We start from the raw sequence: 23,701 nt of genomic DNA, 5'->3' as shown, positions 1-23,701 counted from the left end.
GTCGTTTCAGTATGACCCATAATTGGGGCAAAACCCCTAACTATTTATGACAATCTTACCAAAAAGTGAAAATTTCCCTACCGAATCGATAAAAACATCACGAATTGTGCCGATATGAGACGGGTCTGCCTCCACCTGGACAGGCTGCAAATAAGGAGAGCGCCCAACAATCTGGCCCGGATCGCGGCCGGTTTTCTCGAACAAAACCGGCATTGTGGTACCAATGCGGGACTTGTTGAATTCGGTCTGTTGGTGGTTCAGCAGTTCTTGCAAGCGCTGCAAACGTTCAGACTTCACCTCTTCTGGCACTTGATTATCCATCGTCGCGCCAGGTGTGCCGGGCCGAGTTGAATATTTGAAGGAGTAGGCTTGCGCATACTCAACGTCGCGCACCAATTTTAATGTACCTTCAAAATCCTCGTCGGTTTCGCCGGGGAAGCCAACGATAAAATCACCCGACAACGCTATGTCAGGGCGCGCTTCGCGAATGCGCTCAAGCAATCGCATATAGTCTTCAACCGTATGTTGACGGTTCATGGATTTCAAAATGCTGTCCGAACCCGCCTGAACAGGCAAATGCAAGTAAGGCATCAACATATCAAGATCGCGGTGCGCATTAATCAGCGCATCATCCATATCGCGTGGGTGCGAAGTGGTGTAGCGCAGCCGATCAAGGCCATCGATGTCGGCAAGCTTATAGAGTAGTTGGGCCAGCCCTTGAGTTTCGCCATTCGCATCAAGCCCGTGATAAGCGTTCACATTTTGCCCGAGCAACGTGATCTCTTTCACCCCTGCATCCACCAAATCCTGTGCTTCGGTGATGATTTGGTGCACCGGGCGAGAAACCTCTGCACCACGCGTATAGGGCACAACACAGAACGAGCAGAATTTGTCGCAACCTTCTTGGACCGTTAGGAACGAAGTGAGGCCACGTGCGATGGTTGTTTCTTTTTTCGGCTTGGGCAGGTGCTCAAACTTATCTTCGGCGGGAAAATCCGTTTCAACCACTTTTTTGGTTTGTGCCTGCTCAACGAGATCGGGCAATCGGTGATATGATTGGGGACCAAATACCAAATCAACCACTGGTGCGCGGCGGACAATCTCTTCGCCCTCGGCTTGCGCGACACAGCCGGCGATGCCGATCATCATCTCACCGCCTTTTTGCTCTTTTTTCTGGCGCATGATGCGCAAACGACCAAGCTCGGAATAGACTTTTTCCGCCGCTTTTTCGCGAATATGGCATGTGTTGAGCACCACCAAATCGGCTTCATCAATATCCGTCGTCGCCTCATAGCCCGAAGGGGCAAGCGCATCTGCCATGCGATCGCTGTCATAGACATTCATCTGGCAGCCATAGGTTTTGATGAATAGCTTTTTCATGGGGCTAAAACCGGATCTTTTGCAGGTTAAAATTGGATTGAGGCGACTTGTTACACCAAAGCGCGAAGCGACGCAAAGGAAACTACTGGCTAGCCCTTATGCGCAGGAGGTAGCGGCATTTGGCGATTATTCGCCACCAGCATTTCACGCACCTTTTCTTCCGCTTGTTTGGTCGCCAGTTTCCGATCATCGCCGCGCTTGATGGTGATCGGTTCGCCAAACATGATGGTCGTGGTTTTTGCGCCGACCGACAAAATGTCAAGAATATTATCTTCAATGCCCATATCACCAATCCAGGCGATTTTTGAACGTTCGGCTGCCGAGATCGGCAATCCGTTTAGGTGCGTATATGCAATGACCATGGGCTGAATATACATTTCTTCAATATGGTCATTTTCCATGGCGCGCTGAGTGCCCCCCACAAGGGCCGAGCGAAATGGCAAGACATGGAGGCCAACATCTGAGGTACCCTCAGCAAATAGAACCACTGCGCGCCCATCGGACATGCGTTCGCCCATTTCATTAGCGACGCGCCCAGTGTCCGTTTTTTTCTGCCGATCCACGAAAATCGTCTTTTGCAACCTAGCCAGGAAGCCAACAATGGGCCAACGCCCGACTTCGGCTTTGGCAACAAAGGAAATTGGCACAATTGAACCAATCGCTGGGATATCCATCCAAGAGATATGGTTGGACACCAACAATGTCGGTTTATCGCTGGCAGGTTTGCCAATTTGTCTGACTTTGACGCCCAAATTAAAGCAAACCAGCTTATGCGCTAAAATCGGTACAAAATTCCAATTCTTGAATTTGAACGCCAGCACCAACCACTGAATAAGCGCGAGTACTAACAACACTGGTAACGTGATGAGAAAAAAGAAGACTATCCGCCAAATCATTGGCCCGAACCATCCTCTTTTTTCTTGTCGCCTAGTGGCACACCATAAAGCTCGAGCCGGTGATCAACGAGCTTAAAACCAAGCTTGCGCGCGATCACTTCTTGAATGGCTTCAATTTCCTCGTTGCGAAATTCAATGACTTTGCCAGTGCGCACATCGATCAAATGGTCATGATGTTCATCCGGAATTTGTTCGAAGCGGGCGCGGCCATCTTTGAAGTCGTGCTTTGTCACCAAACCAGCTTCTTCGAACAGGTTCACCGTGCGATAAACGGTTGAAAGCGAGATTTTTGGATCGATCTCGGATGCTCGACGATAAAGCTCTTCCACGTCAGGGTGATCGGTTGCGCCTTCTAAAACCCGCGCAATAATTCGGCGCTGCTCGGTCATGCGCATGCCAGATGTTTCGCACTGCTGTTCCAGATTTGCGTTTTCGCCGGGATTACTCATGGATCAGCCTTTAGACTTCAAGTGCGGTCGATGATTTGAATTTGGCTTAGCCGAGTTCAGCTTTCATGACAAGAGCGGTGGCGGTTTTGCCATCTGGTCGGGGATAATAGCCGCGACGTTCGCCGATTTGGCTAAAGCCAAAACGTTGATAGAGCTTGCGCGCAGGCTGATTGTCTTCATCCACTTCCAAGAACATCTTGGTGACCGGGCTCATCATCAAGTCTTCAAACATGGCCTGCATCAAAGCCGTTGAGAGACGTTTGCCTTTAAACTTCTTGCTCACCACGATGGTCATCAGTTCACATTCATCGCCAGAAATGCGCAACATTGAAAAACCCGCGATCTTGTGCTTGGCGTCACACGCCACATAGATGGGGGTTTCAGCATTTCGTAAATAGGACTGAAAATCGGCAACCGTCCAGCCGCGAAAAAAGCCTTCCGCATGCAGTTTAGCTAAGTCTTTTTCGTCACCTATTTGGGCGGGTTCGATATGAAGCCCGACAGGGGCCATCCAGATTTTCATAAGCGTTCAATATGTTTTGCGCTTTGCGGTTTCGCGTCCGCTGCCCGAATATAGCATGGTTCGGGCGGGTAAACCGTTGGATCAGCCATTTGGCCAAATTCGGCAAGTTTAACCACATTGATGAAAGTGCGCATATCTGGATCGCGTGCCAATTCCACATTTTGGGCACCGCAATCGCGCGCAGCCCATTCAGCACCAGAGCCAAGCACACGGCTTTGTTCATTCAAGTCTTTTAGCGCAACATCATTGCCCAATGCTGCCGGTTCCGAAACTGGCTTGCCGGGAGCTGAGAAATCTTGACGATAATGCTGATCACGTCGCGCATCGATGAGCACCGTCAATGGGCTGTTTTCACGGCCGCTCAGTGAGAGTGCAAGCATGGTTGGTATCCCTAAACACGGAATATCAAGCGCAACTGCTAGTCCACGCGCAGCGGCCAACCCGACCCGCAACCCTGTGAAGGAACCGGGCCCAGACGAGACAATAATGCGATCGAGATCGTCATATTCGCGCTGCGCATTGTCCAAAAGCGCATCGATCTGATCCATCAAATATTCGGCGTGCCCACGCGCCCGCGCCTCCGACATGGCATAGCTGGTGCCATCAGCGTCGATAAGCGCGCATTGGCAACAAGCTTGCGCCGTGTCGATGGCGAGAGTGATGGGGAATTGGGTCATCTAGCGATCAAAACGCTAGATTTGTTGAACATCTTCTACACCGGGCACAAAATGGCGTAAGAGATTCTCAATTCCATTTTTAAGTGTCGCAGTGGAAGAAGGGCAACCTGAACATGCGCCTTGCATATGCAGATATACAGTGCCTTGCTTGAAACCCTTAAAGATAATGTCGCCACCATCCATCGCGACGGCCGGTCGCACACGGGTGTCGAGCAATTCCTTGATTACTTCCACCATCTCAGTGTCAGATTCTTCAAAGAACTCGTCACCTTCGTCGGCTTTGGCTTCTTGCGCCCCATCAGCCAACAAGGGTTGACCAGACATGAAATGCTCCATGATCGAGCCCAAAACAGCAGGTTTGATGTGCGCCCAATCGGTGTCGTCTTTCGTTACGGCGATGAAATCACTACCGAAAAACACACCAGTCACACCGTTGATGGTGAACAAGGCCGTGGCCAATGGCGAAGATTCAGCGGCTTCTTCTGAGCGGAAGTCCATCGGCTCACCCGGCAATACGTCGCGGCCCGGCAAAAACTTCAATGTTTGCGGGTTTGGTGTTGCCTCAGTTTGAATAAACATGATTAGGGTCTCCGAGTTCGCACGCCCAGCAAAGGGCGAAATCTTCTTTAGAATGGTTATAAAATAGTATTTCTGTGGCCAAAGGCAAGCGCTTTCCGCCATTTTGCGACGCAATAGCGCAACAGTTTGATTTTGCGCAAATAGAGGTTAGGCAAGCTCTTCAATTTGCTCGTCAGTCAAAAAGCCCGGCACGATTGCAACGGGAATGGGCAACGCATTGGCACCGCGTGCTGCTATTGAGCTAACCAAAGGCCCTGGACCATCGGTTGATTTGGACGAGGCAAGCACCAAAATCGAGATGTCTTTGTCCTCTGCGATGGCCGCCTCTAGCTCATCAGCTTTTGGACCCTCGCGTATTTCGCGCTCAACCGGGATATCGCCTAATGCTTTGATGCGCGCTTCAGCGTCGTCGAGCCACCGGTTCGCCTCTTCAAAGGCCTCGGCGCGCATGACATTTTCCACGCCGATCCAGTGTTGAAACTGATCGGGTTCAATGACCACAAGCAATTTAACGATGCCACCGGTGCGTCGCATACGACAACCAGCAAAGGTTACCGCAACCGCGCATTCGTCGGTGCCGTCCAAAACCGCTAAAAACTTGCGATTATATTTGGGTCGATCTAATCGTGCCGCATTTTCCATGGGGCGCATGCTGCCATTTGCAGCCCCATTTGCCAAGATGGAAAAAGGGCCGCAAATTATGAGGCTTGGCTTAGCTTAGAAAACCAACGATTTGGCGCACATGCTTCATTGTTTCTTCCGCAATCTCGCCAGCTCGTTCCGCACCATCGCGCAAAATAGAATCAATTTCATCAGGATCTGCCAACATACGGCTGATCTCGGATGAGATCGGGCTAAGATGGGCAACGGCCAAATCTGCAAGTGCTGGCTTGAACGCGCCAAAGCCTTGTCCACCAAACTCTTTGAGCACATCTTCGCTGCTTTGATTGGACAAAGCCGCGTAGATTTCGACCAAGTTCCGGGCTTCTGGTCGACCTTCAAGACCCTCAAGCTCTGATGGCAGAGGTTCTGGGTCAGTTTTTGCTTTTCTGAACTTTTGCGCAATTTTGTCGGCATCATCCATCAATGCGATACATGACATCTCGGACGGATCAGATTTTGACATTTTCTTTGAGCCGTCACGCAAAGACATGATCCGCATGGCTGGACCAGAAATTAGTGGCTCAGTGATGGGGAAGAAATCACCATCTTCAAAGCCCTCTTCGATAATCTCATTTTTGAAATCATTGTTGAATTTGCCCGCAATGTCGCGCGTGAGTTCAAGGTGCTGTTTTTGATCATCGCCAACCGGCACATGGGTGCCGCGATAGAGCAAAATGTCAGCGGCCATCAAACTTGGATAGGCATAAAGGCCCAAAGACGCATTTTCGCGGTTCTTGCCCGCCTTGTCTTTGAACTGTGTCATGCGGTTCATCCAGCCGATGCGTGCCACACAATTGAACACCCAAGCCAGTTCAGCATGCTGCATCACTTGGCTTTGGTTGAAAATAATCGAACGTTTTGGATCTACGCCAGTGGCGATGTATGCGGCAGCAACTTCGCGGGTTTTTTGACGCAAGGCTTTTGGGTCCTGCCAAACGGTGATCGCATGCATGTCAACGACGCAGAAGATGCAGTCGAATTGGTCTTGCATTGGGGCAAAACGGCGGATAGCGCCAAGATAGTTGCCCAAGTGGAGATCGCCGGTTGGCTGTACGCCTGAAAAGAGGCGATTATGGAAATCAGTCATGGTTTGGACCCAAGCCTTTTATTTGGAAATGAATTTGAAGCGTCTACCTAGCCGATGAAGGCTAAAATTGTAAACAAAGAAGTGCTCAAGCGGATTGCGGCATCAAGATTTGATGAAGTCTCGCCATCGCCCAAGCCGCTGAATGCCGAACAAATGCAGCATCAAAAAATAGCTTGCGGCGCCAAGCACAATGAGCAAGGCAAGCGCCCCACTGCGCCAATAAAGCGGCAATTGTTCAACAATGAACTGAGGCGCCAAATAGTTAGCCGCAAAGAAAAGAATGATGCCCATGATAAGGCTCACCGACAGAAGCGAGAGCACTCGACCGATGATAGATTTTGGCAACATCAATTCGCGCCAAAAGGCCAAAGTTGTCACCAACATCAAGACATTTGCCCAACCCGAAATTGTCGTCGCCCAGGCGATGCCCACATGGCCCAAACGCGGAAACATAAGCAGGGAAAAGGCAATATTCAGTACAACTGAAACGGCTGCGAATATGGCAGGAGTGCGTGTATCTTCGCGCGCAAAATAGCTGGGTTGAAACACTTTCACCAACACAAATGCGGGTAATCCAAGCGCAAAGATTTGCAGCGCTTTAGCACTTTGTTTGGCCGCTTCAGCATCAAATGCGCCGCGTTGGAACAGCGTTGCAATGACGGGTTCAGCGATTACAAACAGTGCTACGGCCGAAGGCAAAGTGAGCAAAAGGCCAAAGAACAGGCTTCGCTCTTGGACATTCGCCGCCTTTTCTGGCTGTCCGGACTTTAGAAGTCGCGACAGTTCAGGCAACAAGACGATGCCGATGGCAATACCGATCATTCCAAGTGGCAGCTGGTACAATCGATCTGCGTAATAGAGATAGGCAATGGCGCTTTCTTGCGCGGATGCGATGTTGGTGCCCACCAAAATATTGATCTGGGTAACGCCACCCGTAAGGATTGCTGGAATGGCCAGCGCCCAGAATTTTTTCAACCCGGAATCCAATTTAGGTAGTGTGAGCCTTGGAAAATAACCGGTGCGTGCAAGTGCCCACGCAACAAGTCCAATCTGCGCAACACCACCCACAAGCACACCCCAAGAAATGACATATCCTGAATAGACGGTGTCGTTACTTGCAATAATCAGATAGGCGAGCAACGGGACCAAAACCACATTGAGCAATGTTGGGGCCAGAGCGGCGATGAAAAACTTGCGCAAACCATTTAGGATTGCGCCGTAGGCAGCCATCAGCGACATGCAGGCCAAATATGGGAAGCAAATGCGGGCCAGCAGCACAGTTAGATCAAATTTTTCTGGGTCGTCAGCGAAGCCCGTCGTCAATACCAAGATCAATTGCGGCATGAAAATCTCAGCCAAAACGGTCAAGATGATCAATATATAGATCAGCGATGAGATGATGTTTGCGGCCAGCCGCTTTGCTTCTTCTTCACCCTTTTGCTCAATCGCCTTTGCGAATAACGGGATGAAGGCGGTGTTGAAGACCCCTTCGGCTAAAATGCGCCGAAACATGTTGGGCAATCGGAACGCAGCAACGAATGCGTCCGCTACAGGCCCGGCACCCAAGATACCCGCCATCATGATGTCGCGCGCAAAGCCAAGCAACCGCGACAAAAGAGTCGCGCCGCCAACGCTTGCGAAGTTTTTGATCAGGCTCACGCACTCAACTCTTTGGGCTTTTTCTTGATTGGTATTTTACCATTATGGGCTTCAAATGTCGCAATTAGGGCATCTTTGATTTTTGCCTGACGCTTATCATCGACAATTTTCATGCCTGTCAGATCGGTGACATAAAAAACGTCGATCGCGCGCGCGCCAAACGTTCCAATGTGCGCAGAGCCGATGGTGAGATTAAGGTCGGCAATGGACTTGGTGAGGTCATGGAGCAGGCCAGAACGGTCTAAGCCTGACGCCTCAATCACAGTGAACTTCTTCGACAGTGAATTCGTGATGATCACATCTGTTGGCACCGAAAACGGCTTGAGGCGCTTGTTGAGCTTTGATCCAACGCCCAATTCTTGCGGCAATCGTTTTTCACCACTGAGAAGTTTTTGCACCATTTCAATGATTTTTAGCGCTCGGATGCGCTCATCTTCATCTGAGGTGAAGCTGCGCTTTAAACGCAAGGTATCCAGCGCCTTACCGTCACGCATTAGGGTAATCTGCGCGCCAACAATGTCAGCGTTGGACAGGGTACATGCCCCAGCAATCATCGAGAGCAGGCGTGGATGGTCGGGCGTATAGATTGACACTTCGGTCACATCTTCAAAGCTTTTAATGCCGACGCAACCCGCAAATGGTTGCCCCAACTGATTGGCCTTGCGGATCATGTGCGCGTGATCAATTTGCAGCTGAAATTCAGAGCGAATCCAGTAGGCCGGATAATGGCGTTCTAAATATTCGTCAGCTTGGGCTTTTGGCCAATCACGCAAGGCTTGCGCCAAACGCTCTTTGGCCGCTTTGATCCGATCTGCTTGACTGATTTGTGAATGACCGCCTGACAGCAATGGCTCTGTTGCATAATAAAGTGCGCGCAGTAGCGAACCTTTCCAGCCGGTCCAAACACCTGGCCCGACAGCACGAATGTCACAGGCGGTAAGCACCAACAACAAGCTAAGCCGCGCTGGGCTTTGCACGATCTGCGCAAAATTTGCTGCAGTCTCAGGATCTTGCACGTCGCGTGCTTGCGAGATTTCGCTCATCACAAGGTGCTTTTCAATCAACCAAGCGACAGTGTCGGTTTCCGCAGCACTTAGTCCAAAACGTGGGCACAGACGACGCGCAACTCTTGCCCCAGCGGTGGAGTGATCCTCGGGGCGACCTTTGGCGATATCGTGCAAAAATAGCGCGACAAACAATAGCTTCACATCAGCCAAATGGGGCAGCAACTCATGCGTAAGCGGCAACTCGTCTTTTAGCCCGCCTTGGACAATTTCTGCCATCACGCCAACCGCGCGGATCAAGTGTTCGTCAACGGTGTAGTGGTGATACATGTTGAATTGCATCAGTGCCACGATGCGGCCAAACTCTGGCACAAACCGGCCCAACACTTCCGCCTCATTCATGCGACGCAATATCCGTTCAACAGAAGGGGCGTGGGTCAATATCTCAAGAAAATAGCGGTTCGCGTCAGGATTTGTGCGCAGATCTTTATCGATCAGTTTACGTGAGCGGTTGATTTGTTTGAGGCTATCGGGATGAAAGAGTATTCCTTCGCGCCCAGCAATGTAGAAGATTTTGATCAGATTAACCGGGTCTTTGGTGAATACATCATCGCTAACAATGTTGAGCCGACCGCGATCAATCACAAAATCGGTTTCGCCTTTGATTTTGCGTCTGCGTGATAGAGTTTTGCGAACCCGCCCCATCATGTCCACATCTTTGGCGTGATTAAACTCAAGCGAAGTGCAGAAAATACGGGTAAGATCACCAACATCTTTCGCCACCGCAAAATAGCGTTTCATCAACCGCTCCACAGGCTTTAGCCCTGCGCGGCCCGTAACGTTAAGACGATTGGCCAACTCTTGCTGCAGCTCGAAACTAAGCTTCTCTTCTGCCCGACCGGTGAGGAAGTGCAGGTGGCAACGGATCGCCCATAAAAACTCTTCAGACCGACGGAAACGGCGATATTCAGCGACTGAGAACACGCCCTTTTTGCTCAACTCTTTTGCCTTTTCGACGCGATAAAAATATTTCGCGATCCAGAACAATGTGTTGAGATCTCGTAGGCCGCCCTTGCCCTCTTTTATGTTCGGCTCCACCACAAATCGAGTATTGCCAATCTTTTCGTGACGTTCATCGCGCTCAGCCATTTTGGCGGCGATAAATTCAGGGCCCGTATCGGCAACAATTTCTTCGCTGAACCGGTTCTGCAGCTCCTTAAAGAGCACCTTATCGCCCGTAATGTAGCGCGATTCCAAGGTCGCTGTGCGAATGGTCATATCCGCTTTAGCCATGCGCAAGCACTCATCAATCGAGCGCACCGCGTGGCCGACCTTTTGGCCTAAATCCCAGAGCAGATAGAGCACATATTCGGTAACGCTCTCGCCCCACGGCGTTTGCTTGTAGGGCAGGATGAAAAGCAGATCGATATCCGAGCCTGGTGCGAGGGTGCCACGCCCATACCCACCAACCGCTGCAATTGAAAGGGTTTCAGCATCAGATCGATTGGTCACCGGGTAAACATATTCGGACGCGAAACGAAACGCCATCCGGATCAACTCGTCTTGCGCATTGTTTAGGTTCTTGGCGCAAGCGCGTCCCTTGCCATTTGCAATCAAATCAGCTTCGGCTTGTTGATGCGCGGTAGCCAAAATCTCTTTGGCTTTCTTCAAAACAATTGACCGCGCCTTCGACCCAGCGGGGTTTTCATCGCCAATTTCTTGCAAAATATCGCTGATCACATCATCAGCTTTAGCAAGCGTAAATTCTAGTTTTGGGCGGCTAGCGTTCGGCATGTTTTTGGCTAAGCTTTTTCAGTTCGTACAGTAGATCAATCGCCATACGTGGCGTCAATTCATCTGGGTTGATTTGGTCGACACGTTTTTTAAGTGCATCGTCTGATTTTGGTTTTGGCGTCGGGCGGCGCTCGGCAAACAAGGGCAATTGCGCAACGCCGGCAGCTACATCTGCGGTTTCGCGCTTTTCCAGAATGTCCAAGACTTCTTGGGCGCGTTCCACAACATGAGTTGGCAATCCGGCGAGTTTTGCCACCTGAATGCCGTAGGAGCGGTCTGCGGTGCCGTTCGCCACCTCATGCAAAAAGACCACATCGCCTTCCCACTCGCGCACTTTCATTGTGTGGTTGGAAACGCGGTCCAAGCGGTCCGACAAGGCGGTTAACTCATGATAGTGCGTGGCAAAGAGCGCCCGACACCCGGTATTTTCATGCAAGGCCTCAACAGCGGCCCAAGCGATAGATAATCCGTCAAATGTGGCGGTTCCACGTCCAATTTCATCGAGCACCACAAGTGATGCTGCGGTCGCGCGGTTCAAAATGGCAGCGGTTTCCACCATTTCAACCATAAATGTTGAACGCCCATGCGCAATATCATCGGCGGCACCGACCCGAGAAAACACTCTATCGATTACCCCAATATGCGCCGAACTGGCAGGCACGAATGATCCCATTTGAGCCATAATCGCAATCAGCGCATTCTGACGCAGGAAGGTCGATTTACCGCCCATGTTAGGGCCGGTAATGAGCCAAAGCGCGCCATTTTTCTGCTCGCCTTGAGGCGACAAATCACAGTCATTGGCAACAAAAGAAGTTTGGCCCGCTTGTTCCAGCATCACCTCGACAACGGGGTGGCGTCCATCTTTGATCTCAAACGCGTTCGAATTATCAATTTTTGGGCGACAATAGTTTTGCTCCAACGCCAGCTGTCCAAGCGCCGACGTTACGTCGAGCTCCGCCAACGCATCGGCGAGTTTTTGTAATTTCGCTGTTTTGCTCAAAATCTGGTTGCGCAATTCTTCAAATATGCGCAATTCAATCGCTTGAGCGGCATCGCTTGCATGGGTGATCTTACTTTGCAACTCGGACAGCTCCGCGGTATTAAAGCGCACCGCATTGGCCAAGGTCTGGCGATGGATGAAGGTTTGATTTAGCGGCTCCGCCATAAGCTTATTGCCGTGGCTTGCTGGCACTTCGACAAAGTAGCCAAGCACATTGTTGTGCTTGACTTTGATGGCTTTTATGCCGGTTTCATCGGCATAGCGCGCCTGCAATGCAGCAATGATTTGCCGGCTTTGCGTGGCAAGTGTGCGGAACTCGTCAAGCTCTGCGTCAAACCCCTCGCGCACAAATCCACCGTCGCGGGGCAGAAGCGGCACCTCATCCTTCAAACACCCAGAAATCTCATGCGCGAGATCAGTGGGTGTAGATTGCAATATTTCAATCAGCCGCTGATTGCCTTCGTTTGGCAAATCAAGCGCAGACATTTCACCAACCAGTTCAGCTGCGACTTGGATTGCAGATCTAATCGCCAGCATTTCCCGCGGACCGCCACGCCCAAGCGCCAAGCGGGTCAGGCCGCGCACAATGTCAGGTGTTGACTTGAGTTTGGCGCGTAGAAGCGAAGTCACCAAACTATTACCAACGAAATCGCCTACCATATTGTGGCGTTCGGTAATGGCTGCGGCGTCGCAAAGTGGGGCGCTAATACGAGATGATAAAAGGCGCGAACCTGCAGCGGTCACGCATTTATCCATTGTCGCGCGCAAAGCGCCCTTGGTTTCGCCCCGGTTTGTGCGCAACAACTCAAGCGACATGCGGGTGGCCGCATCGATTTGCATGAGCTTATCGCCTGCCCGTTGAGGCAACCGAAGTGGCACCTTAGCGCCCTTTTGGGTTTCTTGAATGTAAGTGATCGCCGCCGCAATTGCAGACCTTACAATGCGCGATTGCCCCAAAATTCCTTGCGCATCTTCACCAAAGCTAGATTTAAGAACATCGCTAGCGGCTTCTGAGTTGAAAATTTCGCTGGGTTGCACCGCTAATTGTCCTGCAAACGCGATGGGTAGCAAATTGTTTTGTTCGATGTAGCGTTGCGTTTGTTCTGAGACGATCAGTTCCGTCGGTTCAATACGTGCCAATTCATCTGACAACTGCTCGGCGCTCACATCGGTGAAGAACATCTCGCCAGTTGAAATGTCCGTGTAGCAAATCGCAAAATCAGCATCGCCATGCTGGATCATTGAAAGGCTGGCAAGATAGTTGTTCGCGCTACTATCTAGCAAATCATCTTCTGTGAGCGTTCCTGCTGTCACCAGGCGCACCACATCGCGCTTCACAACCGATTTTGAACCGCGCTTTTTTGCTTCCGCCGGGTCTTCCATTTGCTCGCAAACGGCCACGCGGTGGCCAAGCGCGATCAGTTTTTTCAAATAGTCTTGAGCTGCGTGGACGGGCACGCCGCACATTGGAATGTCTTGGTCCAAGTGCTTGCCGCGCTTGGTCAATGCAATACCCAGCGCGCGTGATGCGATTTCAGCATCGTCAAAGAACAATTCGTAGAAATCGCCCATTCGATAGAATAGCAAATAGCCCGGATTGACGGCCCGGATTTCGAAGAACTGCGCCATCATGGGCGTGGGTTGCGCCGCACCATTTGATTTGGTTGCTTTTTTGCTTTTTTGGTCTGCAACAATCGGCGCCGCACCCTCTAATGGGGTTTGCTGAATATCATCGCTTGGCTGCGCATATTGGATGTTTTTGTCGTTCATTATCGTCGTTGTAGCCGGATCAGTCCGCTGTTCGGAAGGCCAAGACTAGGCCAAGCCGTCCATGCTGCCAACAATAAAGCAGATATTATACCTAGTTTTTGCGATCTACTTATGGCGCTTGACTACCAGCGTGAAAATTCCAGGTATTTTTTCTGACTCCCATGCTGGTTCTTCACTAAATGAAACGATGCCCAGCTCTGGAACCAAAAAAGCACTTAGTATGTCGGATAACTTCCACCTCCGGACCAAGCATGGTGGAAGCTTGTAACCCAAAACTTCCTCATAGGGAGTCGGCGCGCGCTCGGCCACTGTAGAAAAATAGTCACCACCAACTTCTATCCTATCCTCACCAAATCTGAGTAGCTTTTTCGTAAACGGGTGGAAATCGACAAGAATGATTATTCCATTGGGCTTAGTAATCTGAACAAGTGCAGATACAAATTCAGGCAGTGAGTGAAAATAGTGTAAGATGCCAAGTTCCATCACCGTTGCGTCAAAACAGTTATGGTAATCCTCACACCGCTCAACAAAGTCACCAACAACATATTCAACACTTGCGCCTGCTGCTTTGGCAAGCGCTGTTCCATATTTCGCATTGGAAGAAGAAATATCAAACACTTTTGCTTTTGCACCTAGCAATGACAAAGCCGTTGCCAATCGACCATGTGAGCCTAGCGGGTTTGCAATTAGAAGGTCTTTGGGGTTTTGGAGATGTGGTAGGATGCGACGAGCGGTATGCTCAGGATTGCTAGCAATCTGAGAAGCAGCAGCTTCTGGTTCGCCGTACTTTTTTACCCATGCCTCGAACGCAGAGGTTTCCCAAGCAACTCGGTTGATTCGACTTAGTTCATTTTGGTTATTCAAAAGCTGCTCCAAAACCCCTTAGTCGAATTGTCGCCAGGGCCTAACTGTTTTTGCGATCTAGCCCTGTGGCATGCACAAAGTGCTGTTTGTAGCGCTCTGGCATTTGGTCCAGGAGCGTGACAATCATCACGTCAGTGGTGCCAAATTGATGATCGACAAATGCACCATCACCCACAAACGCCCCGATCCGCAAATAGCCTTTGATCAGCGGTGGCAACGATTTGACAATTTCGCGCTGATTAAGAGTCTCGGCGGGTTTATATTCAACGCTTACGCCAACATCAGGTCGGGCAGAAACCCCCCACTTTTCCGGCGGTTTCGCGGTGTGATGCAACAAACTTAACCCGTCAATGTGGGCCTGTGGGTCTGTACCCTCAAAACTTGCCACACCAAAATAGACGTCAATGTCGTAAAGAACCGCATAAGCCCATAATCCAATCCACAGCGCTTCCATGGTGCGGCGATCGCGATATTTGGGCAATACACATGAACGCCCGACTTCGCAAAAGCCATGCTGCCAGTTCTTTGCCAACATGGATTTGAGATCAAATTCGGCTGCAGAGTAAAATCCGTTGCAAGCATTGGCTACATCAGCACGTAGCGCACGGTAAGTGCCAACAATTTTGGGGCGATTGGACAAGCCCTCAGTTTCATCATGATCGACCACAATAATGTGGTCGCAGATGGGATCGAACTCATCCGCATCACGCTTGGTGCGCGCCACACGCGCGTCTGGAATTGCAGACATTTCTTCGTAAAACACTGCATAGCGCAGACGCTGTGCGCGCCGCACTTCGCTTGCGGTCTGCGCCAGGCGCACTTCAAGTGCGCCAATGCGCGCGAGTGAGGCGGGGTCTTTTTGTTCCAGTTGAACTTGTTTGCTGCGCCCAATCGCTGCTGTGCTGGAGCCAATGATTTGAGGGGTCGAGGAGGGCAACAATTGTTCGTACCAGCGTTTCGGCCGCCGGTGAACCGGTGCCAACTCCCGTGGTTTTAGATCGAACATGAACATATACTACTACCCCAATGCCAAACGAATGGCCGCAACTCTATGCCCAATATTATATTCGAGGGTGAGAATGGATGCAATCAACTCATTTTGGCATATAGGTTTTCCGGTTTGGTTGCTGCATCAATGTGGAAGCGGTGATCGGCTGGTGGATGCGCACGTTGTCCGCACTCAAGACGCGGACAAATGCGGCAACCAACGCCAATCGGCACAACTTGGCTCAAGTTTTTAAGGTCCACGCCATCCGAATAAATCATCTCTTTTGCATGGGAGATATGACAGCCCAAACCAATTGAAAGGTGCCTGCGGGGCGCATTGTGTCGATAACCGCCCTTTGCAATTGACTTGGCGATGCAAAAATACATTTCGCTATCGGGCATTTGCGAAATTTGAATGTTGATCTTTTCGGGCTGCAAAAAGGCAGAATAGATATTCCATCGCGGGCAGGCCCCCGAATGGCGTGGAATATGAATCCCCGAAAGTGAAAAGCGCTTTGAGATATTGCCAGCGATGTCTGTTCGAACCAAATGAAGCGGGATGCCTTGCGCACCTGGACGCTGCAAAGTCGTCATGCGGTGGCAAACTTGTTCAAAGCTTGCGCCGAAACGGCGCGACAGGCGCTCCACGTCATATCGATAATCCCGACATGCGGCGAGAAATGGCGTGTAGGGCATCACCAGCGCAGCAGCAAAATAAGAGGCAAGTACATTTTTCGCCAATATTGGTGCATCCCCTTCAGGCAAGTTTGATTGGTCTACGATTTCTTCAATTTCGCGCTCAGCGGTCAACAAGGCTGCCCGGTGCGCCATTGAGAACAACGCCGATTCTGGGCTGGAAATGTCCGAAATAAACAGCTTGTTTGTGTCTTCATCCAGCTTTTGTGCGATGCCGGCTGGCAGAGACGCCATTTTAACCTCAAATCCGAATACGTTGAACAAATAGGTTTTCAACCCCAATTCAAAGCTATCGGACGCATGGTCAATATCATGCCGCACGCGCTCTGCGGACGCTTCTAGGGCCGGAAAATGATTGGCATTTTCTTGAATGAAGTCAGAAATTGCTTCCGTTGCCATGTGATATCCGGTGGTTGATGGTTCCGCATCGCTTGCGCTTTCACCGCCTGAGCGACCGGACCGCACCTCCTGATATTTGTCGAACAGGCGCAAAATGGCTTTTGCTGCCGTTGGGTTTGAGGAAGCTAAATCGCGGATTTCATGATTTGTAAGATCGGTGTCGGCAAAGATATCGTCGCCGAACAATTCCATCAAATCGCCGGTCAACTGACTTTCGTCACTCTCAACCAACTCACCTGGTTCGATGCCAAAGTGCCCAGCAAGCTTAAACAAAAGCGGCACTGTTATGTTGCGCCGATTGTGCTCAAGTAGGTTCAAATAGCTGGCGGAGATGCCTAGCGCTGCGGCCAGATCGGCTTGGCTAGTGTGCTTTTGACGCCGTAAGCGCCTGATTTTGCCGCCAATTTGGGGTCCGGTCTTTTCCATTTGAGCCTCCAGCTCTGCTTGTAAACTTTACAAGACTTTACAATTTTATCAAAGCCGCTTTACTGATCTTTACATCTTAACACCTTGATTTATCGAATTATCTTGCATTTTCCCGGCAAATGTCAAATCTTTACATCATCACTTCTCGGAACGGTTCCGGGGAACGGAGGAAAAAATGACACACACAATCGACAACCGGCAGAACACGCAAGACGAATACATCACAATTATTGCGCGTACCGTTGCAGACGCGATGCGCCAGTTTAAAGCCAAAGGACTTGATCAGTTGGGCTTTGCGATTGTGGGTCCAGTCGACAAGCACCAGTTTTCGCTGGCTGATGGCACAGACACAGCTCGCGACATGTTTGAAGGCGCGCCGATGATCGCCGCCACTTTCAAACGCAGCACAATGGCGCAATAAGCGCACAAGAAAACCTAACCCCTTAACTCTCTAACCCTCCAACGCTCCTTGGTTCGACCCTGCAGGTCGCGCCAAGGGACGGCGGAGCTTTAGCCAAAGTGCTAAAAATATAGGAATTTTCACTATGCTTGACCGCAACAAACAACAATTTGCAACGCCTGAATGGGCACCTGATCGTTGGGACAATATCGCTCGCACTTACACGCCTGAAGATGTGGCTAAATTGGCTGGCTCTTTGCCCATTCAACATTCATTGGCTGAAAATGGCGCGAAAAAGCTCTGGCAGCTTCTGCACACAGAAGATTATGTACCGACGTTGGGCACATTCACCGGCAATCAGGCCGTCCAACAGGTTAAAGCTGGCTTGAAGGCGATCTACTTGTCAGGTTGGCAAGTAGCAGCAGATGCCAACAATTCGGGCAATATGTACCCAGATCAGAGCCTGTACCCAGCGGACAGCGTTCCAGCGATTGTTAAGCGCATCAACAAAGCATTGCAGCGCGCTGACCAGATCCAAACCATGGAAAAGCTTTCTGGTGAAGACACAACCGACCTTGATTTCTTTGTTCCCATCATTGCAGATGCGGAAGCTGGCTTTGGCGGTCAATTGAATGCCTTTGAATTGATGAAGGGGATGATCGAAGCCGGTGCGGCAGCTGTTCATTTTGAAGATCAGCTGGCATCTGAAAAGAAATGCGGCCATTTGGGCGGCAAGGTTTTGGTCCCAACAAAAACATTTGTTCGCACATTGAACGCAGCGCGTTTGGCATCTGATGTTATGGGCGTTCCAACATTGATTATGGCGCGCACAGATGCAGAAGCTGCACGCTTGATCACGTCAGATGTTGATGAATATGATGCGCCATTTGTAACCGGTGAACGCACCGAAGAAGGTTTCTATCGTCTCAAGGGTGGCTTTGACGCAGCGATTGCGCGTGGTTTGGCTTATGCGCCATATGCGGATCTGATTTGGTGTGAAACTTCAACGCCAAACCTTGATGATGCACGTCGCTTTGCCGAAGCCATCAAAAAGGAATTCCCTGACCAAATGTTGGCATATAACTGTTCGCCATCATTTAACTGGGCGAAGCATATGGATGAGAGCCAAATGGCGAAGTTCCAAGCTGAATTGGGCGCGATGGGCTACAAATATCAGTTCATCACCTTGGCTGGGTTCCACAACCTTAGCTACACCACATTTGATTTGGCGAGCCGTTATAAAGATCGTGGCATGGCTGCATACTCTGAACTGCAACAAGCTGAATTTGGCGCAGAAAGCCGCGGTTTCTCAGCTACACGCCACCAGCGCGAAGTTGGCACCAGCTACTTTGATGCAGTTTCCATGGCTGTTAGCCAGGGCGCAAGCTCCACAACAGCGATGGCTGAATCAACCGAAACTGCTCAGTTTTAAAACGAACTGAGCGATAAAATTCCAACTTTTAGCCGTTGGCACGCGTCCCCACTATTAGTCGTGCCAACATGTTGGGAAACTTGAACCGACGGGTACGCCCGTCGGTTTTTCTATTTAGCATATTTCGCCATGCCGACCGATTTAGGAGCGGTTTCTTGAAAACCAAACTTCTTATAAAGCTCCTTTGCTGTGCCATCGGCAAAAAGATTGACAAAGGCACCTGCCGGCAAATTCTGATCAACATAATCCATTAGTTCTTGCATGATGCGACGACCAAGCCCCTTGCCTTGATGGTCTGGATGTACCGCGATGTCACAGACTTGGACGAAGCATCCGCCATCGCCTACCAAGCGCCCCATAGCGAGCAAATGGTTTTGATTATCTCGCACGGTTACAGCGAAGAGAGAATTTGGCAGACCAATCGCGGCAGATTCTGCAGATTTTGGCGATAAACCTGCATCAATACGTAGTTGGCAATATTCTTGAATTGAAGGCGCCGAATGCGAAACGGAAAAATGAGTGGTCACTGAAAATCCTGATGGGTTTGATGATTATTCAACTGCGAATCGATCCAATTGAGGAACAATCATAAGCGCTGACGTAGAATGGATTAATCAAATCAGCGAATACATTCTATATCGATAATCAGTTTCACAAATTCCAGCGACTTTTCTAACCTTAGCAAGCTAGCGGTGGCGCACTGCGCCAATCGGTAGAAATTGATAGGGGGAAGAAATGGAACTGTTTACTTCATTTGAGGGGCGCATTTCGCGCAAAAGCTTTTGGATTGGCATTTTAGGTATTGGACTAATCTCATTGGTCTTAGCCTTCGGCATTTATCCATTGCTCAGCAGTGGCGGCATAGTGTTGATGCTGGCACAGCTAATCCTAACCATAGCGATTTTTTATCTTTGGTCTGCTGTGTTGATCAAACGACTGCACGACCGTGACAAAAGCGCTGTGCCATGGGCGATCATTTTCATGGGTCCAAGTGCGATAATGTCACTCATGTCGATATTTCGGATCGACTACACAGCAATGGACTTGGCCGGCACAACTCTTATGGTGCCTGGCGCTATTGCAATGGGCGTGACTTGGATATCAACAGCTGTATCTCTATGGATGATTGTTGAACTTGGCTTTTTGAAAGGCACGCCTGGCCAAAACCGATTTGGTATGAACCCGCTTGCCGGACCAGATGGTGTGCCTGAGGGCAGCTCGGTTTAATGCAAACCGCAACAAAACCGACAAGCTTGTCGACTAAGATCAGCATGGCGTTTTTCGCCATGTTGACAGCAGCGGTCCTTTGCACAGCAGCGTACTTGTTTTGGGTGGATAGCGAGATCTATGTTTCGGGAAACGAGACCACCGCAACAATTGTTGGAAAATGGACAAAAGTGCGAAATACGCCGCGCAACCGCGAAGCGTTGACACATAATATTGCGCATTATGTACGCTATAGATTCACGCCATATGGCAGTCCATCGTTCGCCGATAGTCAGATCGTATCAAAAGGGTTTTATGACAGCGTCACAGTGGGCACAAAAGTCACAGTACGATATGCAAAGAACAACCCCGATTTTAGCCAAGTTGATCGCGCCGAGGGCAGCATCGGCAAGTTTGTTGCGCTAGCCATCGGCTTAGCGCTGGCCGCTGGCCTATTCTATGCCTGGCGACATGCGAAAAGGGCAATCCCTCATAATCAAGCAATGGCCAGGTCGATCTAATGATGGCACATTCAAACGCCGATGGGTGGGTGCAAAGATTTGGTGGCGAACGCGGACTTGGATTTATTTTGCCGCTGCTGTTTGCGGCCATGCTAGCAGCGCTCGCCATTTATCAGAACCAGCGATTTGTCCAACTTGAATTGGCGGGTGAAACTGGGATCGCCACCATCCAGTCCAAATGGTCTGGCCCCTCCTATGAAGGTAGCCGCAACGGGTCAACACAATATCGCATGCAAGTGAGTTTCACTGTGGGCGAGATCATGCGTCGGGGCGAAGTTAGCGTCAGCCATCGTTTCTACTATGCACACAATGAAGGGGAGCAGGTTGCCATCCGCTATTTGCCCGACACCCCCCAAATTCGGGAAATTGATCCCTCTCGCCAAGCGAAATTTGTCAAAGAATGGTTGCTGATCATTGGCCTTTTGGTCGCCATCTCAATCTATAATCTTTTGTTCTTAAAACCAGCGACAAAGGCAAAAAAGGAGGAAAATTATGATGATATTTGGCGTTAGCCTATCAGAAGTTGACCCGCTCGGGCTTTGGCTTATTGCGTCAATTCTTGTTGCCGCGATTGGCTTTGTGGGTGGGCAGCTGGTCCAGCTATTTGTAGGCTCAAAAGCGATTGTGGGCCAAAAAGAAGATGAGCCGAAATTCAGCGCTGTTCGCGAGACCGTGCTGCCCGGCTATCTGGCCAATAAGCGATTTAAACGCATGATCTACCGCCGCACCGGCAACACCTTGATCGGCAATGTTTTCTTCTACGCTTTTGTTGGGGGCTTACTCAGTGTTTTGTGTGCTGGCGCATTTATTGCCACAACAAATGGATAGAATGCGATCAAGGCTCAAAAGTTAGACAGGTCTGCTTCCTTCAAACCAAGTTCTTCCAGGTCGCGAGCACGCTCTGCGTGATCTGATGAGAACATGAACTCATCTAGCTGTGGGGGTGCGACGCTTGTGCCTGCAAACATTGCATGCGCTTGCCCGCGATGGTGAATTTGGTGCTGAAATAAGTGACTTAGAATATTCCCTATGGGTTCGTTGAAGCGATAAAACTGTAAGTTTTGCGCAAGCATATCGAACGTTAGCTCACTGCAAATACCAATCAAGCGAAAATCAACCTGCTTTTGCGCGACTTTGAGATCAACAGGATTGTCAAACGGCTCTTCAACCGCCCAAGCTTTAGCGCCCAAGGTTCCGCCTTCCAACGCATCTACATAAAACCAATCTACCGTTATGTTGTGGTTTAGAGTCTTTTTGATTGAGGGGAAAAATCCGGTGCGCTTTGTTTCAAATTCACCTTGTTGCAGTTCTTCCGCCGCACTGAGCAGTCTATGGTTTGCCAATAAGTTATTATAGGCAAATTGCTGAAAAACTTTGATCATTCAAACTAGGTTCCAAATCCAATACGATATCCAAGTGCTTCAGCAATATGCGGCTTTTTGATATGTTCCGCACCCCCTAAATCCGCCAATGTACGCGCAACTTTAAGCACCCGGTGATAGGCCCGTGCCGATAGATTGAATTTTTCTGCCGCCTGCACCAGCAATTTTTTGCTCTCTTCATCAGGTTGGGCAACTTGTTCAATCTGCTTCGCGCTGGTGGCCGCATTGTTGTAAACAGCGGTTGCACCAAGTCTAAAATATCGATCAGCTTGTATTTGGCGGGCCCGCGAAACGCGTTTCGCAACGCTTTCGCTCGGCTCTGCTTCGCCCGGCTCAATCATATCAAGGGCTGTGACCGCAGGCACATCAATGCGAATATCAATGCGATCCAAAAAAGGGCCTGAAAGCCGTGCTTGATAGTCTGAAGCACAGCGATCACCACGCTTGCAGGTGTGCCCGGGCGAGCCCGCCATTCCACATTTGCACGGATTCATCGCAGCCACCAATTGTACACGCGAGGGGTAAACCACCCGGTGATTGGCACGGGCAATAACCGTTTCGCCACTTTCAAGGGGCTGGCGCAACCCGTCAATCACTTGCGGGGCGAATTCGGGCAACTCATCCAAAAACAGCACCCCATTGTGCGCCAACGAGACTTCGCCTGGGCGAACTTTTAATCCACCGCCAATCAAAGCGGCCATCGATGCTGAGTGGTGAGGCGCGCGAAATGGTCGGCTATCGGACAGTTGCCCTCCGGCCAATTCACCAGCGATAGATTGCACCATTGATACATCGAGCAACTCGCGTGGATTGAGCGGCGGCAAAATAGAAGGCAGGCGCGCTGCGAGCATAGATTTTCCCGCACCTGGTGGGCCGATCATTAGAAAATTGTGGCCACCAGCGGCCGCCACCTCTAATGCTCGTTTAGCGCCTTCCTGACCCTTGATTTCATTCATGTCCGGCAAATTGATATTTTGATCGCGCCGCTTCGCAATCGGTCGCGCACACAATTGGTTGCCGGTGAGGTGATTGACCAACGCAAGGAGATTGACCGGGGCGATAATGTTCAATTCCTCCCCAGCCCAAGCTGCTTCAGGGCCACAGCTTTCTGGGCATATTAGACCCAGTTCGCGCGCTTGCGCCGAAATAGCCGCCGGCAGGGTGCCTGCGACCGGCGAAATTCGACCATCAAGCGCGAGTTCGCCAAGCACCACATATTCATCCAAACTATCGCCGGGAATGGCACCTATGGCTGCCATAAGACCCAACGCGATCGGTAAATCATAATGCGAGCCTTCCTTTGGAAGGTCTGCGGGGGCCAAATTGATGGTGATACGCTTTGGTGGCAGTGAAAGCCCTGATGATGTGAGCGCCGAGCGAACCCGTTCCTTACTTTCGCCAACAGCCTTGTCCGGCAGCCCGACAATATTAAATGCAGGCATGCCGTTGGCGACTTGCACTTGCACGTCTACTGGGAGAGCCTCGATGCCTTGAAATGCAACGGTTTGTACGCGGGTGACCATAATTGATCCTGAAATGTCCTTAAGTATTGAAACGAAGGCTAGCAGGGCGCGCAACGCAACTCAAGAACATTCCAAGAACAGGCAACTATTGATGTCGCCGCGGTGCGTTAAAGTCTGTAAACCCGATGTCGCGCAACAAGTGCGGATTGAGTTCAACCATGCGCTCGTTTGGCACGCTTGGGCGTTTTGCTTGGTGTGGACGTGGCTGCATTTGACGCAGACCATTCAAGAGGTCCAAAAACCAACGGCCTATACGACGATAATAAGATTCACGTGGAACATTGTTTGTGGATATGTATGTCATTTTGATCTCCTTTGTTGAACTCAAGATGATCCGTTTTGGACTTGATGACCAACAAAAGCTCAGCTACCTTGCATAAGGAG

The 23,701-nt window shown here is 50.4% G+C and carries 24 protein-coding genes; 6 read left to right on the top strand and 18 right to left on the bottom strand.

The genetic code is table 11. The features are described from left to right. Positions 1 to 36: 36 nt before the first annotated feature. The 14 genes from miaB to QQL65_RS05780 all read right to left on the bottom strand — a co-directional run bounded on the left by miaB (position 37) and on the right by QQL65_RS05780 (position 16,853). On the bottom strand, positions 37 to 1,380 hold the full coding sequence (gene miaB, locus QQL65_RS05845; RefSeq protein ID WP_284362727.1) for a tRNA (N6-isopentenyl adenosine(37)-C2)-methylthiotransferase MiaB: 1,344 nt from the start codon (positions 1,378 to 1,380) through the stop codon (positions 37 to 39). An 89-nt stretch (positions 1,381 to 1,469) separates the two neighbouring features. Beyond that, on the bottom strand, positions 1,470 to 2,276 hold the full coding sequence (locus tag QQL65_RS05840; RefSeq protein ID WP_284362725.1) for a lysophospholipid acyltransferase family protein: 807 nt from the start codon (positions 2,274 to 2,276) through the stop codon (positions 1,470 to 1,472). Continuing rightward, complete coding sequence (locus QQL65_RS05835) at positions 2,273 to 2,725, bottom strand: Fur family transcriptional regulator (protein ID WP_284362724.1); 453 nt, start codon at positions 2,723 to 2,725, stop codon at positions 2,273 to 2,275. Before QQL65_RS05835 ends, QQL65_RS05840 begins: the two co-directional genes overlap by 4 nt. Before the next feature lie 46 nt (positions 2,726 to 2,771). After that, on the bottom strand, positions 2,772 to 3,248 hold the full coding sequence (gene rimI, locus QQL65_RS05830; protein WP_284362722.1) for a ribosomal protein S18-alanine N-acetyltransferase: 477 nt from the start codon (positions 3,246 to 3,248) through the stop codon (positions 2,772 to 2,774). Then, positions 3,245 to 3,925, bottom strand: a complete 681-nt coding sequence (tsaB, locus tag QQL65_RS05825; protein ID WP_284362720.1) for a tRNA (adenosine(37)-N6)-threonylcarbamoyltransferase complex dimerization subunit type 1 TsaB — start codon at positions 3,923 to 3,925, stop codon at positions 3,245 to 3,247. Before tsaB ends, rimI begins: the two co-directional genes overlap by 4 nt. Before the next feature lie 15 nt (positions 3,926 to 3,940). Beyond that, positions 3,941 to 4,504, bottom strand: coding sequence for a NifU family protein (locus QQL65_RS05820; RefSeq protein WP_284362719.1), 564 nt, complete (start codon positions 4,502 to 4,504; stop codon positions 3,941 to 3,943). Positions 4,505 to 4,651: 147 nt separating this feature from the next. After that, positions 4,652 to 5,146 carry a universal stress protein gene (locus tag QQL65_RS05815; RefSeq protein ID WP_284362718.1) on the bottom strand — a complete coding sequence of 165 codons (495 nt, stop codon included), beginning with the start codon at positions 5,144 to 5,146 and terminating at the stop codon, positions 4,652 to 4,654. A 70-nt stretch (positions 5,147 to 5,216) separates the two neighbouring features. Then, complete coding sequence (gene trpS, locus QQL65_RS05810) at positions 5,217 to 6,254, bottom strand: tryptophan--tRNA ligase (RefSeq protein WP_284362717.1); 1,038 nt, start codon at positions 6,252 to 6,254, stop codon at positions 5,217 to 5,219. 102 nt (positions 6,255 to 6,356) lie between these two features. Further along, positions 6,357 to 7,913, bottom strand: a complete 1,557-nt coding sequence (murJ, locus tag QQL65_RS05805; protein WP_284362716.1) for a murein biosynthesis integral membrane protein MurJ — start codon at positions 7,911 to 7,913, stop codon at positions 6,357 to 6,359. Next, positions 7,910 to 10,711, bottom strand: coding sequence for a [protein-PII] uridylyltransferase (locus QQL65_RS05800; RefSeq protein ID WP_284362714.1), 2,802 nt, complete (start codon positions 10,709 to 10,711; stop codon positions 7,910 to 7,912). The genes murJ and QQL65_RS05800 overlap by 4 nt, the downstream gene beginning before the upstream one ends. Beyond that, positions 10,698 to 13,343 carry a DNA mismatch repair protein MutS gene (mutS, locus tag QQL65_RS05795; protein WP_431357089.1) on the bottom strand — a complete coding sequence of 882 codons (2,646 nt, stop codon included), beginning with the start codon at positions 13,341 to 13,343 and terminating at the stop codon, positions 10,698 to 10,700. The genes QQL65_RS05800 and mutS overlap by 14 nt, the downstream gene beginning before the upstream one ends. Before the next feature lie 243 nt (positions 13,344 to 13,586). Next, a complete protein-coding gene (locus QQL65_RS05790; RefSeq protein ID WP_284362711.1) occupies positions 13,587 to 14,345 on the bottom strand; it encodes a class I SAM-dependent methyltransferase in 759 nt (252 codons plus the stop codon). Between the two features lie 40 nt (positions 14,346 to 14,385). Further along, positions 14,386 to 15,351: a l-ornithine N(alpha)-acyltransferase gene (olsB, locus tag QQL65_RS05785; protein ID WP_284362709.1), complete on the bottom strand. Its 966-nt coding sequence runs from the start codon at positions 15,349 to 15,351 to the stop codon at positions 14,386 to 14,388. A gap of 83 nt (positions 15,352 to 15,434) precedes the next feature. After that, positions 15,435 to 16,853, bottom strand: a complete 1,419-nt coding sequence (locus QQL65_RS05780; RefSeq protein ID WP_284362708.1) for a helix-turn-helix domain-containing protein — start codon at positions 16,851 to 16,853, stop codon at positions 15,435 to 15,437. A gap of 175 nt (positions 16,854 to 17,028) precedes the next feature. On the opposite strand from QQL65_RS05780, the gene QQL65_RS05775 reads away from it, so the two are divergent. Both QQL65_RS05775 and aceA read left to right on the top strand, forming a co-directional pair. Further along, on the top strand, positions 17,029 to 17,274 hold the full coding sequence (locus QQL65_RS05775) for a hypothetical protein (protein WP_284362707.1): 246 nt from the start codon (positions 17,029 to 17,031) through the stop codon (positions 17,272 to 17,274). Positions 17,275 to 17,398: 124 nt separating this feature from the next. Next, positions 17,399 to 18,685 (top strand): isocitrate lyase, encoded by a 1,287-nt coding sequence (gene aceA, locus QQL65_RS05770; RefSeq protein ID WP_284362705.1) that lies wholly within the window; start codon positions 17,399 to 17,401, stop codon positions 18,683 to 18,685. A 110-nt stretch (positions 18,686 to 18,795) separates the two neighbouring features. Here aceA and QQL65_RS05765 read toward each other — a convergent pair whose 3' ends face one another. Continuing rightward, positions 18,796 to 19,212, bottom strand: coding sequence for a GNAT family N-acetyltransferase (locus QQL65_RS05765; protein WP_284362703.1), 417 nt, complete (start codon positions 19,210 to 19,212; stop codon positions 18,796 to 18,798). A 208-nt stretch (positions 19,213 to 19,420) separates the two neighbouring features. Here QQL65_RS05765 and QQL65_RS05760 point away from each other — a divergent pair, with 208 nt between their 5' ends. Genes QQL65_RS05760 through QQL65_RS05745 form a run of 4 tightly spaced genes read left to right on the top strand, consistent with a single transcriptional unit; the run spans position 19,421 to position 21,240 of the window. Beyond that, positions 19,421 to 19,912 (top strand): DUF805 domain-containing protein, encoded by a 492-nt coding sequence (locus QQL65_RS05760; protein WP_284362701.1) that lies wholly within the window; start codon positions 19,421 to 19,423, stop codon positions 19,910 to 19,912. After that, on the top strand, positions 19,912 to 20,412 hold the full coding sequence (locus tag QQL65_RS05755; protein ID WP_284362700.1) for a DUF3592 domain-containing protein: 501 nt from the start codon (positions 19,912 to 19,914) through the stop codon (positions 20,410 to 20,412). Before QQL65_RS05760 ends, QQL65_RS05755 begins: the two co-directional genes overlap by 1 nt. Beyond that, positions 20,412 to 20,924, top strand: coding sequence for a DUF3592 domain-containing protein (locus QQL65_RS05750; RefSeq protein ID WP_284362699.1), 513 nt, complete (start codon positions 20,412 to 20,414; stop codon positions 20,922 to 20,924). The genes QQL65_RS05755 and QQL65_RS05750 overlap by 1 nt, the downstream gene beginning before the upstream one ends. Beyond that, positions 20,905 to 21,240 carry a hypothetical protein gene (locus tag QQL65_RS05745; RefSeq protein WP_284362697.1) on the top strand — a complete coding sequence of 112 codons (336 nt, stop codon included), beginning with the start codon at positions 20,905 to 20,907 and terminating at the stop codon, positions 21,238 to 21,240. The genes QQL65_RS05750 and QQL65_RS05745 overlap by 20 nt, the downstream gene beginning before the upstream one ends. A gap of 14 nt (positions 21,241 to 21,254) precedes the next feature. Here QQL65_RS05745 and QQL65_RS05740 read toward each other — a convergent pair whose 3' ends face one another. From QQL65_RS05740 to QQL65_RS05730, 3 genes are all read right to left on the bottom strand, one after another. Next, on the bottom strand, positions 21,255 to 21,794 hold the full coding sequence (locus QQL65_RS05740) for a DinB family protein (protein ID WP_284362696.1): 540 nt from the start codon (positions 21,792 to 21,794) through the stop codon (positions 21,255 to 21,257). A 5-nt stretch (positions 21,795 to 21,799) separates the two neighbouring features. Continuing rightward, positions 21,800 to 23,317: a YifB family Mg chelatase-like AAA ATPase gene (locus QQL65_RS05735; protein ID WP_284362694.1), complete on the bottom strand. Its 1,518-nt coding sequence runs from the start codon at positions 23,315 to 23,317 to the stop codon at positions 21,800 to 21,802. An 85-nt stretch (positions 23,318 to 23,402) separates the two neighbouring features. Then, positions 23,403 to 23,621, bottom strand: coding sequence for a hypothetical protein (locus QQL65_RS05730; protein ID WP_284362692.1), 219 nt, complete (start codon positions 23,619 to 23,621; stop codon positions 23,403 to 23,405). Between the last annotated feature and the right edge of the window lie 80 nt (positions 23,622 to 23,701).

The organism is Maritalea porphyrae, from assembly GCF_030159895.1.
Lineage (GTDB): Bacteria > Pseudomonadota > Alphaproteobacteria > Rhizobiales > Devosiaceae > Maritalea > Maritalea porphyrae.
The sequence above is the reverse complement of the archived record's forward strand: the minus strand, read 5'-3'. Positions and strand labels throughout refer to the sequence as shown.